Here is a 16,002-nt window from a genome sequence, read left to right on the forward strand (position 1 = left end):
CGATGAAAACACTGTCAGCGCTCCTCCTCGTCACCACCGCGTTAGCCGCCCCGAAACTCCCGTACTCCAACACCTTCGACCCGTGGGCCATCAGCAGGAGCGGCTCGGCCGAGGTCGCCTTCACCGCCACCGCGCAGGGCCACACCGGGTCGGCGGTGCGCATCGTCAACCAGACGCCGAGCAGCCCGAACACCTACGGGCAGCTCGCCCAGACCGTGCCGGTCAAGCCGGGCACGCTCTACCGGTTCACCGCCTGGGTGGCCTCGGAAGGGCTGTCGAAGGCGGCCGCGCTGCAGGCGGTGCTGAGCCCGGACAGCACCCAGCGCTTCAACTTCCCGATGGGCGTCTACGGCTGGCGCCAGGTCTCCTGGACCTACACCACCCCGGCCACCCAGACCAGCTTCTCCCTGCGCATCGTCTCCCAGGACGTGACCCCCGGCGTACGGCTGGACGACCTGACCATGACCGAGGACGGCAGCGGCCGGAACCTGCTGGCCAACCCCGGCTTCGAGGAACACTCCACCTACTTCGGGGTCATGAACGACTCCCTGCTCTTCGACCCAGGCAAGGCCGCCCTGGAACTGTTCACCGACGCCCAGAACCCGGCCCCCGCCCCCTGGGCCGTACAGGACGCCCGGGGGACGCAGGTCGCGAGCGGCACGGCCGCCTTCACCGGCGGGAACAGCGTCGTGGACCTGGCCTCGCTGCCCAACGGCTTCTACACCTTCACCTCCGGGACGCTGAGCACGAGCTTCGGCATCGTGCCGCCGATGCCCGCCGAAGCGGCCGGCTCGCCGTTCGGGGTCGGCCTGCACGGGTACGAGCAGGAGCTCATCGACGGCCTCGCGCGCATCGGCTACACCCACTCACGCAACGACGTGGGCTGGTCGGCGGTCGAGAAGCAGGCGGGCGTCTACACCTTCGACCGCTACGACGCCGGATTCGCCGCCCTGCACGCCGCCGGGATCGAGCCGCTGCCGATCTCGGCCTACCGCAACCCGCTCTACGACGGCAACCGCACGCCCAGCTCGCCCGAGGGACTGGCCGCCTACGGACGCTTCACGGCCGCCGTCAACCAGCACTTCGCGAGCTACACCCGGGCGACCGAGGTCTACAACGAGTTCAACATCAACTTCAACGACGGCCTGTGCGGCCGGACCCCCGCCTGCTACGCGCAGCTCCTCCAGGCCGCCGCCGACGCCAAGCCGCAAGGAGCCCGGCTCGTGGGCCCGGCGATCTCCGGCGCCTCGGCCGACTACGTGCGCCAGGTGCTCGAACAGGGCGGTGCGCAGGCGCTGGACGCGGTGTCCGTCCACCCCTACCGCCACCCCACGCCGCCCGAAGGCATGGACACGCAGATGGCGTCGCTGAGCCAGGCCATCGACGCCGCCGCCGGCCGCCCGCTCCCGCTGTGGCTGACGGAGTACGGCTGGCCGACCCACACCGCGGGCGGCACGACCGACGCCATGCAGGCCGACTACCTGGTGCGCTCGGCGGTGCTCTCCCTGGCCGGCGGCGCCGACCGCCTCTACTGGTACGACGCCCGCGACGACGGAACCGATGCGAACAACCAGGAGCACAACTTCGGCGTCTTCGAGGTCCGGCGCGCGACGGCCCGCTACGCCGCCGAGCCCAAGCCGGCCGCGGTCGCGCAGGCGGTGATGGCGGCCGAACTCGCCGGACGCACGATCGCCGAGCGGGACACGCTGGACGCGACCACGTACTCCTTCCCCTTCAGGAGCACGGCGGGCGACCTCGTCCGCGTCATGTGGGCGTCGGACGGCCCGCGGACCGTGACGCTGCGCACCGCCCAGCCGCTCACCCTCACCGACCAGTACGGCGTGCCCGCCACGCTGAGCCCGCACGCCGGGGCGGTCCAGGTGACCCTGACCGAGCACCCGGTCTACGTCAGGGGCCAGGTCGACTCCCTCGTCCTCGACCCCGCGCCCGCGATCACGCTGAAGACGTCACCGACCGTCGCCGACGGCGAGGGCATCGAGGTGCGCGCGGTCGTCGACCGCACCGGCCGCAACTGCCGCGCCGTCCCCGCCAAGGTGACGATCACCCTGGACGGGCGGCGCCACGACGTCAAGGTCAAGGGCTGCGGCACCGCCGAGACCGTCTTCGACCTCCCCGCCCCCGCGGGCGGCAAGGCGAGCTGGGTCACCGGCTGGGCCACGACCGGGAACGAGAAGGTGGCGCGACTCGCGACGCCGACGATCAGGGTCACCACCCCCGTGGTCGCCGCTGTGGAGGCCGACCTCGTCCGCGACGGCGGCTACCGGGCGCAGGCGTCCGTCTCCCTGTCCAACACCTCCCGCAAGACCCCCGTGACGCTCGACGGCATCACCTGGACGCTCGGCAAGGAGTCGGGCACGATCGACGACACCACCACGCTGCAACCCGGCAAGCAGGTCTCCCACGCCGTCCCCCTCCCGTCGCTGCGCGTGTGGGAGCAGGGCTACCTCGACGTGTCCGTCAGGCTGCGCGGCCGTCCCGCGCTCCAGCTGCGGCAGTCCGTCGGCGCGGGACCGATCGAGCCCGACACGGCCACCACGGTCGCGCCGATCGACCTGGCGGCCGACGCGACCTGGTTCCGCTACACCGCCGGCTGGGGCGGTGCCGCCGACCTCGGCGGTCCCGTCCGGATCACGCAGACGGCGACGGGGCTGCGCCTCCAGGCCACGGTCCAGGACGACGTGTTCACCCAGAAGAACCCGGCGGGCAACCTGTACAACGGCGACTCCATCCAGCTCTCCCTGTCGCCCGCGCTCCCCGGCGCCTCCACCGAACGCACCGAGATCGGCCTGGCGCTGACGCCCGCCGGGCCGGCCGCCTACACCTTCGCCGCCTTCGGCATCGCGATCACCGGCCCGACCCCGACGGAACGGCTCGCGGTGACCAGGACCGGCGCCACCACCGCCTACGACGTCGTCCTGCCCTGGCAGAGCCTGGGGCTCAACGGACCGCCGGCCGGGGTGTTCGCGCTGTCCCTGCTGGTCAACGACGACGACGGCCCCGGCAGGAAGGGCTATCTGGAGTGGTCGTCCGGCATCGGCCACAGCAAGGACACCGGCCGGCACTTCCCCGTACGACTCACCAGCGGCCTCCAGGGGGCGTCCGGCTCCTGAGGGCTCCACGAGGGCCGGGGCGACGGCGAGGTGATCGATCACTTCGTCGTCGTGCGGCGCGCGGGCGACCGGCTAGGCTGTGACGCGCAGCGCGAGGAGAGGGGGCCCTTGGACGAGGCTGAGACGCCGCGCCTCACGATCCACGAGGTGGCCCGGCGCGCGGGCGTGTCGCACCAGACGGTCTCCCGGTACTTCAGACAGAACGAGACCCTGAGACCGGCGACCCGCGCCAAGATCGACCTGGTCGTCCAGGAGCTCAACTACCGGCCGAACCTCGTCGCGCGTTCCATGCGCACGCGGCACACGAACCGGCTGGCGGTCACCCTGCCCGCCTCCGACTACCTGTGGCCGGCGCGCATGCTCCGCGCCGCCGCGGCCGCGGCGCACGCCGAGGGCTTCCAGCTGGAGGTGCTCAGTGTCGAGGGAGATCCGCGGGCCAGGGCGGAGCGGGTGCTGGAGCTGGCCGGCTCCGGGCAGGTCGAGGGCGTTCTGTCGCTGACGCCCCTGGAGACCGATCCGGCCGCCTCGCCGGTGCCCATCGTGGTCACGGGCGACTACGACGACCGACTGCGCGGGACGAACGAGCTGGCGGACGCCTCGCCGGTCGAGGAGATCATCGACTATCTCGCCTCGCTCGGCCATCGGGTCTTCTTCCACATCGCGGGCGCGCAGAGCTGGGCCTCGGCCCGCAACCGCAAGCTCGTCTTCGAGCAGACGATCGCGAGCCGCGGGCTCGTCTCGTACGGCGTCGCGCTCGGTGACTGGAGCTCCCGGTCCGGCTACGACGCCGTTCGCGGTCTGCCCGACGGCTGTGGCGTGACCGCCATCGTGGCCGTGAACGACCACGTGGCGATGGGGGCCGTACGCGCGGCGCTGTCACGGGGCTGGCGGATCCCGGGCGACGTCAGCGTGTTCGGCTGGGACGACGAGGAACTGGGACGTTTCGCCACCCCCTCCCTGTCCACCGTGGCGGTGGACAGGGAGGTGCAGGGGCGGGAGGCGATGGCCCGGCTCATCGCGGCGGTGCGCGGCGAGCCCGCGCCGCCGCCGTCCGACCGGTCGATCAACCGGGTCATCGTCCGCGAGACGGCCGGTCCGGCGCCCGCCTGAGGACCGGCTCGCACGCCGGCGCCGATCCAGCCGCAGGACCCGCCGGCCGCCCGATCAGTGGCGCGGCGCCCACGTGCGCGCAGCCGGCCGCCCGATCAGGGGAGTGGCGCCCACGTGCGCAGCCGGCCGCACATGCCGAAGGCGCGAGGGCCCGGCCCGGCAGTGGTCCGCACCACGGCGGCCCGCCCGAGATGGGCGGGATCACCACCCGCGATCGCGTCGAGCTGTGACGCCGTGCGCTCGGTCTCGGCGGCGACGGTCTGGTCCCACAACTCCTTCCAGGACGCCACCCGGGGACGCACGATCGCCGCCGCCAGCCGATGGAAGTCCGCCAGCGCCTGCCCGCCGCGCTCCTCGGCGTCCGCCACCAGCCGCCGGAACCCGGTGACCGCCAGGTCCCTGCGGGCCCGCGCGGCCGCCGCCCGTTCGTCCTCCGAACAACCCACCGGCAGCGTCGCCGCGGCGAGGTAGGCGTCGCGGTCGCGCAGGACGTCGGCGGGGAAGGTGAGCACGGCGTCCCCGGCCTCGGGCAGGCCCGCGTTCTGCATGATCACCAGCAGCCGGAGCCCGTCCTCGTTGACCAGGCGGTGAATCGTCCCGGGCGAGAACCACAGGACCGTGCCCGCTTCGAGCCGGTCGCGGGCGAAGCCGGCGGCGCCGAGGGTGTGCACCTCCCCGCGGCCCGCGGTCACGACGTACGCCTCGGTCGAGACCGTGTGCAGGTGCGGCGTGCCGCCGTGCACACCGTCGGCGCACTCCCAGTCGTAGACCGCCAGATCGCTGACCGAGGTGCCGCCGGGGAACAGCGGGGTCACAGCGCGAACTCCGTGCCGAGTTCGTCGAGCTCGGCCCGGTCGCACCTGTGGTCGATGAAGACGTAACGGTGCGCGAGTTCGAGGGTGTCGCCGTCGGCCAGAGCGATCTCCTCGTCGAAGGAGGGGGAGGGGCTGATCACGGCGAACGCCTCGCTGCGGACGAACCACTTGATCGGCGTCGGCGCGCTGGAGTGCCCGGCGACGGCCAGCACGGTCCCGCCGCCGTCTATCCCGTCGTGCTGCCCGACCACGGCCAGCCATGGCGCCTCGACGCCCATCATCTCCTCGCCGCCCAGACCGCCGGCGCCGATGATCGTGCCGCCGGTCCAGGACCTGGGGCCGCGCCAGAAGTAGCCCGCGTACCCGGCCATCGGCCGCCCGTGCGTGGTGGGGCTGCCGAAGTCGAGCGTGGCGCCGCGGACGTTGTGCAGCGACGTGGTGAAGTCCAGGGCCCAGATGTCGCGCGCGCGGTCCACGCCGTGGAAGACCTGGCGGCGCTGCTCGGTGATCCAGTGCTCGCCCCGGGCCGAGAGCCAGTGCAGGCTCTCCTCGACCACGACCCGCTTGCCGTCGGAGGTGACGTCGGTGAAGGCGAGGTGGTTGATGTGGCCGTGGTTGTCCTCCCAGTGGTAGTCCCGCTCCGCCGAGAAGGTCGGGCCGCCCCAGAAGTTCTGCCCCGACAGGTGCGCCCAGGTCATCTGCAGGCCCTTGTGCCAGCGGTGGTCGTGCGGCCGGTAGACCGACATGGGCGCGCCGGACAGGCTGCGGATGGGGTGGATGTAGGGCTTGGGGGACTCGGCGTCGGGAGCGTCCGGCCGGTGGACGTATCGGGCGATCCGCACGGCTCCGGCGGTGATGGCCAGGGCGTCGTCCTCTTCGCGGACGGCGAGCGTGGTGTCGGGCGTGGTGTCGGGCGTGGTGTCGGGCATGGTGTCGGGCATGGGGCGGGTCCTTCTGCTGGGAACGGGGGGCGGCGGCGGGCGGAGCGTGGCCGCCGCCGGGGGAGTGCATGGCCGGTGCGTGGCCGGACCGCCGCTCCCGGTCTCCCGCCGGCCGCGCCACGACGCCGCGCGGGCAGGGACCAAGAGTGATCGATCACTTTTGCTTGATCAAGCTATGCCGACCGCCCCTCGGGGTCAACCCCGTGCCCAGGGCTCATGGCGGGGTTCCGGCCGGCGGAAGCGCCGGCTCGGACGTCACGAGATCAGGCCAGGGAACTCAGCGGGCGATCACCTGCACCTCGGGGAACCGTGAGGACGGCTTGCCGAGCAGGGTGCCTTCGCGTCGAAGATGCAGATCGAAGAAGGCCCTGGTGTAGGCGCGGGTGACGGCCACGGAACGCGCCGCAGAAAGCGTCCCGTTCACCGCTCGCAACTGCTCCTTCGACAGGCCCATCGCCGCGGCCGCCTGCTCGTACACCACCGGCAGGTCGGTATAGGAATTGTGCTTGGCGCCGTTGGTCCGCACGTGCAGCCGCCAGCCCTTCAGCCGCGACCAGAAGGCCTTCTGCCCCCGGATGGGCTTGTCGAAGATCTCGGCCTCCATGAGCATGTACGGCTTGGCCAACCCCTTGGCGGCCACCTTGCCGAGGGCGGGTCCGTCCAGGTTCAGCACCGCCTTGATCCGCCGGTCCGCCAGCATCGTCGCGGCGGCCGTCGCTCCTCCGGCGGAATGGCCGAACATCCCGACCCTGCCCAGGTCGAACGCGCCACGCAGCCCCTCCGGCAGCGTCCGGCGTTCAGCGTCGGGGTTCTGCCCCTTGTTCAGCTCCTTGAGCCGGTCCAGCACGAAGCGCGCGTCAGCCACCCGCACCTTGATCTCGTCGGCCTTCTCCGCCAGCCGGCTCACCGGGACCGGCTTCAGCACGCGGCCGGTGACCGTGCCGTCGGGGAACTCCACCTCGCCGGCGTCGCCCGGATGGTCGATGGTGACCACCATGTAGCCCCAGCTGGCCAGTTCCTCGACCGTGGTGGTGTTCATGGAACGGTCGGCGCCGTTGCCGGGCGAGAACAGGACGACGGGCAGCCCCCGGCCGGCCACGCGGGCCCCTTCGCGGCCATGGGTCAGGGGCAGGCCGACAGCCGCGGGCGACAGGTCGTTGCTGCGGTAGAAGGCCTCGGCGGCGCGAGGCGGCAGCCAGGGTGCGGCGGGGTGGCCGTCCGGACGGTGCGTGGGGTACCACAGGCTGACCATCAGCTCACGCCGGTCATGGGCCTTGATCCACGGGTCGGCCCTGGAGCCGTCACGCAGGTGCAGTGTGACAGTGCCGATCTCGCGTGGGCCCGTCGGCTGCGGCAGGGTCACGGTGACGGGCTTCGACCTGGCCTGTACGGCGGGTCCGGTGAGCAGGAGGCCGACCGTCACCGCGGCGGCCAGACCCCGTCGGAGAAGTGCGCGATTCATGACCGCCACGCTAGGGAGACGCAGCGCGCAAAAACTCCGTACCGGAGATGATTTCGGCACTCATGCGCATGAACGAAGCCGCCGTCCACCTGGAGGGGAGGGCACGGCCGGCTGGGCCTGGACACCGAGTGCACTTCCTGCTAGCGACGGCGAATGTCGTGGAGCAGGTGGTGGGGCGGCACCCGTCTTCGGCGGCCATCGATGACGACCGGCGGCCGCGCGACGGTCAGACGGCCTCGGAAGGCTCGGCGGGCGCGTCCGGCTCGCCCCGCCCCGCGTCCCGGAGCGCCTCCACCGCGGTGACGGCCTGGGAGACGCGGTCGTGGATCGTCACGAGCTCGACGGTGCCGGTGATCTCCAGCAGCCGGGACACCGTGGGCTGGAGACCGGCCAGGTGCACGTCGACGCCGTGCGCGCGGGCCAGCGTGGCGGCGGCGAGCAGGACGGACAGGCCGGAGCTGTCGAGGAACGTCAGCCGGTGCGCGTCGATGATCAGGTGCTCGTCCAGGCTGCGGCGCACCTGGTCGAGGTAGGTCTCCAGGTGGCCGGAGGCGGTGGCGTCGACCTCACCGGCCACCGTGATCACGGTGATCCCCGGCAGGTAGCTGCTGGCCAGGTGCATCACAACCGCTCCACATCATCCGGCAGCCGATCGGGTTGAGCGTCCGCGGCCGCGCCGACGGCCTCCTCCACGCAGGCGTGGATGTGCAGCGTGTCCCACACTCCGGTGATCTGCAGGATGCGGGCCGGGATGTCCCGCACGGTGGCCAGGCGCAGGCTCCCGCCCGTGTCGTGGACGTCGTCGTGCGCCCGCAGCAGCACGTGCAGGCCGCTGCTGTCCATGAAGGTCAGCTCGCCCAGGTCGAGGATCACGGACCGGCCGGGGCGGTGGGCGTCGCGGATGGCGGACTCCAGGCGATCGGCGTTGGTGGCGTCGAGCTCACCGGAAACCGTGACCAGCGCGCCGGCCGGAACCGGCCGGCAGCTCATGCTGAGCACGGACATGGCGGCCTGGTGGCGGCGCTCGGCGCGACGGCAAGGTACGTCTGGGTGGCGGACATCTGTTGTTCCCCAAGTGGGCCTGGCCGGTAGGGACGGCGTCGGGGCCGCCCCACGACCCAAGGTTAGGGGGGAAGAGGGTTGCAGGAAAGAGCTTTCGTCATAGGATCTTCAGGTAAGCATTTTCGTCCGCCCCGCGGATCCGGGACGTCCAGGCAGAAAGCGTCAGAAGCTGTGCCCGACCCTGAAGACCATCCGGCGACGTGGACGTTCCTGACCCATCACGCCCGCGTGCTGGTGGAGATCGCCCGCGACCCCGACGCGCGGCTGCGCGACATCGCCGCCCGCATCGGCGTCACCGAACGCACCGTGCAGAACATCGTCTCCGATCTCTACCAGGCCGGCTACCTGACCCGCGAGCGGATCGGGCGCCGCAACCGCTACAGCCTCGACCTCGACCGGCAGTTCCGCTACCCGACCGAGGCCGGGCTGCCCGTCCGCCTGCTGATCGACATGTTCACCGCCCACGACCTGCCCAACGGGGACGGCTGACCCGCCGCCGCCGGGCCGGGCGCACCCGTCCAGGGCCGCTAAGCTGCGCGTATGGCGCGGATTCTCCTCCTGCACTCGATGTACGGCCTGCGGCCCGCCGTCCACCAGGCCGCCGACAGGCTCCGGGGGGCGGGGCACGAGGTGCACGTCCCCGACCTCTACGACGGCCGCGTCGTCGACACGCCCGAGGAGGGCATCGCGATCAAGGAGGAGATCGGCAGCGAGGAGCTGCTGAAGCGGGCCATCACGGCGGCGGCCCCGCTGTCCGGCGACGGCCTGGTCTACGCCGGTTTCTCCCTCGGCGCGGCCATCGCCCAGAACCTCGCGCTGGGCGACGAGCGTTCCCAGGGGCTGCTGCTCATGCACGGCACCTCCGACATGGCCGAGGGCGCCGTCGCCGACGACCTGCCGGTGCAGCTGCACGTCGCCGACCCCGACTTCTACGAGCCGGTCGACTGGCTCAATGCCTGGTACCTCCGGATGCGCCGGGCGCGGGCCGACGTCGAGGTCTTCCGCTACCCGGGGGTCGGCCACCTGTTCACCGACCCCGGCCTGCCCGACTACGACGCCCCGGCCGCCGAACGCGCCTGGGCGGTCGCCCTCGACTTCGTCGCCGGACTCTGACCTCCGCCCCGGCCCGGGTACGACCCCGGCCGCCCCCGGGTAGGGGCCGGGGGTGAGGTTCGGGAACTGGGAAGTGCGACCGCTGGGCGGCTGGCCGGGCTGCCTGGCGATGATCCTGATCTCGCTGCTGCTGTCGGCCGTGCTCACGGTCGTCGTCAACTGGCTGCTGCGCTGACCGCCCCGCGTCTGGACGTCAGGCCAGCGGGGTGACGTCGAGCCGTCCGCCGTCGCACACCTGGCCGGCGTCGAAGGGCACGTTCAGGTACGAGCGCTCGTCCGGCGGGATGACCAGCAGGCGGGCGGGGCTCGGGCAGGCGGTCTCGGCGCCGGTCTCGACGACCGTCCAGTGCAGGGTGGTGCGGGCGCTGCCGCCCGGCTTGACCGTCACCCGGTGCTTGGGGCCGGCGGTGCGGCGGACGCGGGTGCGCAGGGTGTCGCCCTGCTTGTCGATCATGATCAGGCCGGGGTGCCCGTACAGGGTGCAGGCGGTCCGTGAGCTGTTGGTGAACACCAGCGGCGCGTTCCTGTTGCCCGCGCCGGCGTCGATCGTGCCCAGGCGCACCTGGAGCTGGGCGGCCGAGCAGCGGCGGACGGGGGCGGACTCGCCGGCCAGCGCCGGCGCGGCCCCGCCCGCCAGCAGCAGCCCGGCCACGAGCGTGGCGGTGGTGAAGCGTCTCATGTGGTTTTTGACGCAGGGAACGCGGTGAAAGTTATGCCCGGACGTCAACTCGTCCGGGCGGCAGCGTCCGGGCGGCAGTGTCAGGACGACGGCGTCAGGACGACGGCGGAGGCGAGGAAGGCGGCGCCGAACCACAGCCCGTGCCGGAGCGTCCGGAAATCCAGAGCGGAGGGGGCCCGGTGGGACCCCCTCCGCTCCGGCCCTCAGTCACCCCCCGGGTACGTGGGGCACCGGGCGGACCGTCATCCGATCCGCTGCCACAGAGCCGGTACGACGTCGGGCGTCCAGTCCGGCTGCGAGGTGTGGGCGATCACGCAGCGGTAGCGGACACCCTGGTAGGTGACCTCGTCGCCGGCGTTGTAGGCGTGCCATTCCTGCCAGGTGTCACCGGTGCCGCCACCGTTCACCGTCAGCGAGAACGACGTGCCGTGGCTGGCGGAGCCGTTCGCGTTGAGGGTGATCGTGTACGTCTGCGCCGGCGTGCTCGACGACGTGGCCACCGTCACCGTGGACGACTCGCCCGAGTTGATGGACGACGGGCTGAACGTCACGGTCGCGCCCGGCGGCACGCCGTCGGCCGCCAGCGTGAGCGGGATCGGCCGGCCGGTGGTGACCTGCGTGCTCAGCGTGGTGGTCGCCGTCGCGCCTGCCGTGACGGTGGCCGAGGACGGGTCGGCGGCGACGGTGAAGTCGCCCGCCGGCGTGCCGCCGGTGACCGTGAGCGCGTAGCTCGCCGTCTGCGTCTGGGCCGTGCCGGTGGCCGTCACCGTGATCGGGTACGTGCCGTTCTTGGCCGTCGAGGCCACCGTGAAGGTCAGCCTGGACGACTGGCCCGACTGGATCGTGGCCGGGTCGAAGGCCACGGTGACGCCGTTCGGCAGCTTGGCCGCCGACAGCGTGACCTGCTGGGGCTGCCCGCCGGTCGTCGCCGTGTTCACCGTGGTGGCCACGGTGCCGCCGGCCGTCGCGGTGCCCGCCTCCGGGTCGAGCCGGACGGAGAACGCGTCCGGGTCACCGGGCCGGGAGACGGTCAGGGTGTAGTTCTGCGTCTGCGTCTGGGCCGTGCCCTGGGCGATCACCTGGACGGTGTACGTCCCGGCCGGCACGGAGGACGCCGTCGCGAGCGTCAGCGCCGACGACTGGCCCGACTGGATGGTGGCCGGGTTGAACTGGGCGGTCACGCCCGCCGGGAGCGTGCCCGTCCTGAGCTGGATCTGCTGGGCGTTGCCGCTCGTGGTCGTGGTGGTCAGCGTCGAGGCGGTGCTGCCGCCCGCGTCCACGGACCCCGACGTGGGGCTGAGCGCCAGCGAGAACTGGTCGGGGATCGGCCGGTTGACGGTCAGGGTGTAGTTCTGCGTCTGCGTCTGGGCCGTGCCCTGCGCGGTCACCTGGACGGTGTACGTCCCGGGGGCCGCGTTCGCCGCCACGTTGAGGGTCAGCGTGGACGACTGGCCCGACTGGATGGTGGCCGGGTTGAACTGGGCGGTCACGCCCGCCGGCAGGGTGCCGGTCCTGAGCTGGATCTGCTGGGCGTTGCCGCCGGTCGTCACCGTGCTCAGGGTCGTGGCGGCCGAGCCGCCCGGGTCGGCCGCGCCGGAACCGGGGCTGACCTGCAGCGAGAAGGTGTCCGGGTTGGCCACGCAGGTCGGGTCGCTGGTGCCCCGGACGCTCACGGCGTCCCAGGCCGACTTGACCGCGTTGAACTCCACGCAGCTGTTCGGGAACAGCGCCTTGGCGGCGTTGAGCGAGGCCACCCGCGCCTTGGCGTGGGTCCACGGCTGCGTCTTGGCCTGCAGCGTGCCCATGAAGATCTTGCCGGCCTTCTGGATGCCGATGCCGGTCACCGAGGACGGTCCGCCGGAGCAGATCGGGCTGGAGGGCTTGCCGCCGCCGGGGTTGTTGCCCTCGGCCAGCAGGTAGAACCAGTGGTTCTGGGGCCCGGCCGCCGCGTGCACCTCGGTGGTGGGGATCGCGGTGCTGTAGCAGTTGGGGTCGCCGACCTGGGACGGGTTGTACATGTACCGGATCGGGCCGTTCCCGACGAGGTTGACCTCTTCGCCCACCTGGTAGTCCGGCGGGTCGTTCGGGTTGTTGGCGTAGGCCTCGGTCAGCGCGCCGAAGATGTCGCCCGTGGACTCGTTCAGGCCGCCGACCTCGTTGTTGCCGTTGTCGCCGCCGGGGGTGTTGGTGAAGACGGAGTGGCCGAACTCGTGGCCGACGACGTCCATCGGGGTGGCCTGCTGGTTGCCGGCCTGGTTGTGGCCGAAGGTGGTGTACGAGCCGTTCCAGAACGCGTTGACGTCGTTCAGCCCGACCCGGATGGGGAACGAGCGGCCCGTCCCGCTGTGGCCGTTGCGGCCCAGCCAGTCGCGCAGCATGTTCCATTCCATCTGGGCGGCGTACAGCGCGTCCACGCAGGCCGTCTCCAGGTCGGTGCCCGAGCCGTTGCCCCACGAGTCGCTGCTCTTGGTGTAGGCCGAGCCGTTCTGGCCGCCGCACTGGAGGCCCGGCCTGGTGGTGTCCACCATCCGGTACGAGCCGGCGGAGCCGCTGGTGTCGATCGTCACCGTGCCGTCGTAGAAGCCGCGGCCGGTGCCCTCGTGCACCTTGTCGAACTTGTCGATCAGCGAGCCGGAGCGCGCGTCCACGAACACGTCGAGGATGCTGGGCCTGCCGGTGGCCGTCCGCCCGGTGACCTGGACCCGCCAGGCCAGCTTGGGGGTGGCGCTGGTGGCGTGCACGACCAGCTTCGCCGTGGTCACCTCGTCCACCTGCGGCAGGAGGTCCCTGGCGGTGGCCGCCGCCTGCCTGGCCGTGATCGAGGGCTCGGTGCCGACCTTGATCTTCGCGGTCTGGCCGGTGACCACCTGCTGGATCACCTGGCCGGCCCGGTCGGTGCCCACGACGACCTCGCCGCCGTAGACGGGCAGGCCCTTGTACGTGCGTTCGTAGGTCAGATATTGCAGGCCGTAGGTTCCGGCGACGTTGGACGAGAGAGTGAAGGCGTCGCCGGAGCCCTTGTGCAGGCGTTCGGCTCCGGCGGCGAGTGCCGCGTCGGCGTTCACTTTGGCGCGGTCGCGCGATTTGGCGTCCGCCGGCGCGAACGCCGGGGGGTCGGTCCTGGCGACGGTGGTCGCCGCGGTGGATAAGTGCGCCTTCGAGGTGGCGCCGGCGGCGCCTGTCATCGAGGCGGTAAGGGCCGCCGCCGCCAATACGGCGATCGTGCCCGACTTGAACGTGCTGTTCACTCTGGGTGACTCCTCTCACATGTCCCCGGGGGTGTGGGGATCGAAGGAGCCCGTTGGCTGGGGCTTGATTAAAGTTGGCACCCAGGGTGGTCAGGCGAACAGCTCACAAATTTCCATAACGCCACGGTATGCCGGGGGCACCGGCAGATCCGGCTCTGCAAATCCTTGATCTTCAGCAAATGGACGCTGATATCCTCCGAAAAAGGGCGGGCTCGAAGGGCGGGGAGAGCGCACGTGCGGCACGCACCGGAGCAGGCAGACCGGATCCGCGCCTGGGCGCGCGTCGCGCTCGACGCGCCCGACCTGGAGACCGGGCCGCCGCGCCCGGGGCCCGAGCCGACACGGTCGCGCCGGGGGTTGCGGACGGCGCGGTCGCGCCCGGGGTCCGAGCCGGCCCTGTGGCCGAGGGACGCGGCCCGATGAGCGACTCGACGAGCGACTCGGGCATCGGCGACCCGGGCAGCACCGGCCCGACGAGCGGTCCCGCGAGCGGCGCCGACCGGGCGGACCTCGTCCTCGGACGGCGTCTCGGGCCGGACGGCCGGGGCATGGTCCACGAGGTGCCCGGCCGCCGGATCAACGGCCAGTTCGAGGTCGTCTACAAGGAGTACGACCCCGACGCCCTGCCCGGCCTCGACGCGGGCGTCCTCACCGAGATGGCCGGGCTGATCGGCCGGCTACCCGGATGGGACGCGGCCTGGTTGTGCGACAAGGCCGCCTGGCCCGCCGGAATCGTCGTGTCCGGCGGCGCGGTCCGTGGATTCCTCATGCGGTCGGTGCCCCACCGGTTCTCCTTCGACCTGCGAACGCCGTCGGGAACCGAGCGCCGCCCGGCCACGATGGAGCTCCTGCTCGACGACGACGCCCATGGCGGCGGCATCGGCCGGCGGGTCGGCGATCGCGATCGTCTGCTGCTGCTGGCCGACCTGGCCGACACGCTCGCCCGCCTGCACACGATGGACATCGTCGTCGGCGGCCTGTCGCCCGAGCACCTGCTGTTCGCCACGGAGGGCTCCCCGGAGTGCTTCCTCATCGGCTGCGACGCGATGCGGCTCGCCGGGGCGGCGGCGTTACCCCAGGTGGACACGTCCGGGTGGGAGATCCCCGCCGACGAGCCCGAGGGCACGCCGCAGGGTGACGCCTACAGGTTCGCGCTGCTGGCCGTACGGCTCCTGGCCCGCGACCGGACCTCCACGGACCCCGGCCGGCTGGCCGCGGTCGCCCCCGCGGCGGCCGACCTCGCGGCGGCGGCGCTCCACGGGCCCGCGGACGAGCGGCCGCGTCCGGAGCGGTGGGCGCAGGAGCTGCGGCAGGCCGCCTCGTCGGCCACGACCGCGCCCACCCACGCACCGCCCCCACCACCCCCGCTCCTGCCACCACCGCCGCCGTCACCTCCACTGGCGCCATCGCCATCACCCCCGCCGCCATCACCCCCGCCGCCGTCACCTTCGCTGCTGCCACCGGCGCCGCCGCAGGGGCCACCGTTCCTGCCGCCGGCGTCCCCCTCGCTGCCGCCGCAGGGGCCTTCGAGGCCGCCTTTTCCCGGGGCCGGGGGGCCGCGCCCGTCCGGCGGTGGGCTCAGTACGGGGATGAAGGTCGGTCTGGGGGCCGGCGTGGGAGTGGTCGGTGTGGTGCTCGCCGTGGCGGCCGCGGTGTTCGTGGTCTCGGTGGTGAAGGATCTCGGCCCGGAGCGCGGGGACGGCAGGCTGACCGCGGCGTCCTCCGGCTCGCCGGACGCGGTCGTCCCCACACCGTCGCCGTCCTCGGCCACCCCGTGGCCCAGCGAACAGCCCACCGAGACGCCCACTGAGACGCCCACTGAGACGCCCACTGAGACGCCCACGCTCGAACCGCCCACCGAGGAGCCGTTCGATCCGGGTGACCTCGACCGCCAGGACACCGACCCGATCCCGCTCACGCCGAGCGCCCTGCTTCCCAGCTCCTTCACCACGGCCAAGGGCGTGCGCTACACCCTCCGGTCGAGCGGCGTGGACAAGTGCCCGGACGCCTACCACGCGGCCAACGTCCGCTCGGTCCTGCGCAAGGCGCGCTGCTCCAAGATGGTCAAGGGCTCGTACGTGAACCCCGGGGCCCCCGGGAACAAGCGCATCATGGTCTCGGTGTGGGTCGTGCCGCTGAAGAACGACGGCCGGGCCGACACCGCGTACGCGCGGCTCGACGACGCCTACGCCGACGCCTGGGGGATCGTCTGCCCCAGGAAGGGCCCCGGCTCCGGGCTGTGCCACTCGACGAGCTGGAGCAGGGCCCAGACCTGGGGATGGGTCGGGTACACCCACCGCTACCTGCTGCACACCATGGCCCTCTACACCAACCGCGCCAACTCCACCAGCACCCGGCCGTGGCTCAAGGACGCCTCCAAGGCCGCGTACAAGGCGATCGGCCCCAAGGTCTACCAGGACACGAACTGAATCCGCCGCCGG

13 protein-coding genes are annotated in these 16,002 nt (G+C 72.4%); 6 read left to right on the forward strand and 7 right to left on the reverse strand.

The genetic code is table 11. The features are described from left to right. Window positions 1-2: 2 nt before the first annotated feature. Both AB0C33_RS44080 and AB0C33_RS44085 read left to right on the forward strand, forming a co-directional pair. Complete coding sequence (locus AB0C33_RS44080) at window positions 3-3,131, forward strand: glycosyl hydrolase (RefSeq protein WP_358299436.1); 3,129 nt, start codon at window positions 3-5, stop codon at window positions 3,129-3,131. A 108-nt stretch (window positions 3,132-3,239) separates the two neighbouring features. After that, a complete protein-coding gene (locus AB0C33_RS44085; protein WP_358299439.1) occupies window positions 3,240-4,241 on the forward strand; it encodes a LacI family DNA-binding transcriptional regulator in 1,002 nt (333 codons plus the stop codon). A 95-nt stretch (window positions 4,242-4,336) separates the two neighbouring features. Here AB0C33_RS44085 and AB0C33_RS44090 read toward each other — a convergent pair whose 3' ends face one another. The 5 genes from AB0C33_RS44090 to AB0C33_RS44110 all read right to left on the reverse strand — a co-directional run bounded on the left by AB0C33_RS44090 (window position 4,337) and on the right by AB0C33_RS44110 (window position 8,464). Continuing rightward, entirely contained in the window at window positions 4,337-5,056 is a 720-nt protein-coding gene (locus AB0C33_RS44090) for a cupin domain-containing protein (protein WP_358299442.1), read from the reverse strand. Next, complete coding sequence (locus AB0C33_RS44095) at window positions 5,053-5,997, reverse strand: PmoA family protein (RefSeq protein WP_358299445.1); 945 nt, start codon at window positions 5,995-5,997, stop codon at window positions 5,053-5,055. Before AB0C33_RS44095 ends, AB0C33_RS44090 begins: the two co-directional genes overlap by 4 nt. Window positions 5,998-6,274: 277 nt before the next feature. Further along, window positions 6,275-7,459 carry a lipase gene (locus AB0C33_RS44100; RefSeq protein WP_358299448.1) on the reverse strand — a complete coding sequence of 395 codons (1,185 nt, stop codon included), beginning with the start codon at window positions 7,457-7,459 and terminating at the stop codon, window positions 6,275-6,277. Window positions 7,460-7,685: 226 nt separating this feature from the next. Continuing rightward, window positions 7,686-8,081 (reverse strand): STAS domain-containing protein, encoded by a 396-nt coding sequence (locus AB0C33_RS44105; RefSeq protein WP_358299451.1) that lies wholly within the window; start codon window positions 8,079-8,081, stop codon window positions 7,686-7,688. Further along, window positions 8,081-8,464 carry an STAS domain-containing protein gene (locus AB0C33_RS44110; protein ID WP_358299454.1) on the reverse strand — a complete coding sequence of 128 codons (384 nt, stop codon included), beginning with the start codon at window positions 8,462-8,464 and terminating at the stop codon, window positions 8,081-8,083. Before AB0C33_RS44110 ends, AB0C33_RS44105 begins: the two co-directional genes overlap by 1 nt. A 228-nt stretch (window positions 8,465-8,692) precedes the next feature. Here AB0C33_RS44110 and AB0C33_RS44115 point away from each other — a divergent pair, with 228 nt between their 5' ends. From AB0C33_RS44115 to AB0C33_RS44125, 3 genes are read left to right on the forward strand one after another with little or no spacing between them, the layout of a single operon-like run. Next, the gene (locus AB0C33_RS44115) at window positions 8,693-9,010 is read left to right on the forward strand and encodes a winged helix-turn-helix domain-containing protein (protein WP_358299457.1); all 318 of its coding nucleotides are present in this window, start codon (window positions 8,693-8,695) and stop codon (window positions 9,008-9,010) included. 51 nt (window positions 9,011-9,061) lie between these two features. Further along, window positions 9,062-9,634 (forward strand): dienelactone hydrolase family protein, encoded by a 573-nt coding sequence (locus AB0C33_RS44120; protein WP_358299460.1) that lies wholly within the window; start codon window positions 9,062-9,064, stop codon window positions 9,632-9,634. 52 nt (window positions 9,635-9,686) lie between these two features. After that, window positions 9,687-9,809 (forward strand): hypothetical protein, encoded by a 123-nt coding sequence (locus AB0C33_RS44125; RefSeq protein ID WP_358299463.1) that lies wholly within the window; start codon window positions 9,687-9,689, stop codon window positions 9,807-9,809. Window positions 9,810-9,827: 18 nt separating this feature from the next. On the opposite strand, the gene AB0C33_RS44130 is transcribed toward AB0C33_RS44125, so the two are convergent. Both AB0C33_RS44130 and AB0C33_RS44135 read right to left on the reverse strand, forming a co-directional pair. Then, window positions 9,828-10,313, reverse strand: a complete 486-nt coding sequence (locus AB0C33_RS44130) for a DUF4232 domain-containing protein (protein ID WP_358299466.1) — start codon at window positions 10,311-10,313, stop codon at window positions 9,828-9,830. Window positions 10,314-10,555: 242 nt separating this feature from the next. After that, complete coding sequence (locus tag AB0C33_RS44135; protein WP_358299469.1) at window positions 10,556-13,561, reverse strand: M4 family metallopeptidase; 3,006 nt, start codon at window positions 13,559-13,561, stop codon at window positions 10,556-10,558. 419 nt (window positions 13,562-13,980) lie between these two features. Between AB0C33_RS44135 and AB0C33_RS44140 the strand changes: the two genes are divergently transcribed. Next, on the forward strand, window positions 13,981-15,990 hold the full coding sequence (locus AB0C33_RS44140; RefSeq protein WP_358299472.1) for a hypothetical protein: 2,010 nt from the start codon (window positions 13,981-13,983) through the stop codon (window positions 15,988-15,990). Window positions 15,991-16,002 lie beyond the last annotated feature (12 nt).

It is taken from the genome of Nonomuraea sp. NPDC048881 (assembly GCF_040649795.1).
GTDB lineage: Bacteria > Actinomycetota > Actinomycetes > Streptosporangiales > Streptosporangiaceae > Nonomuraea.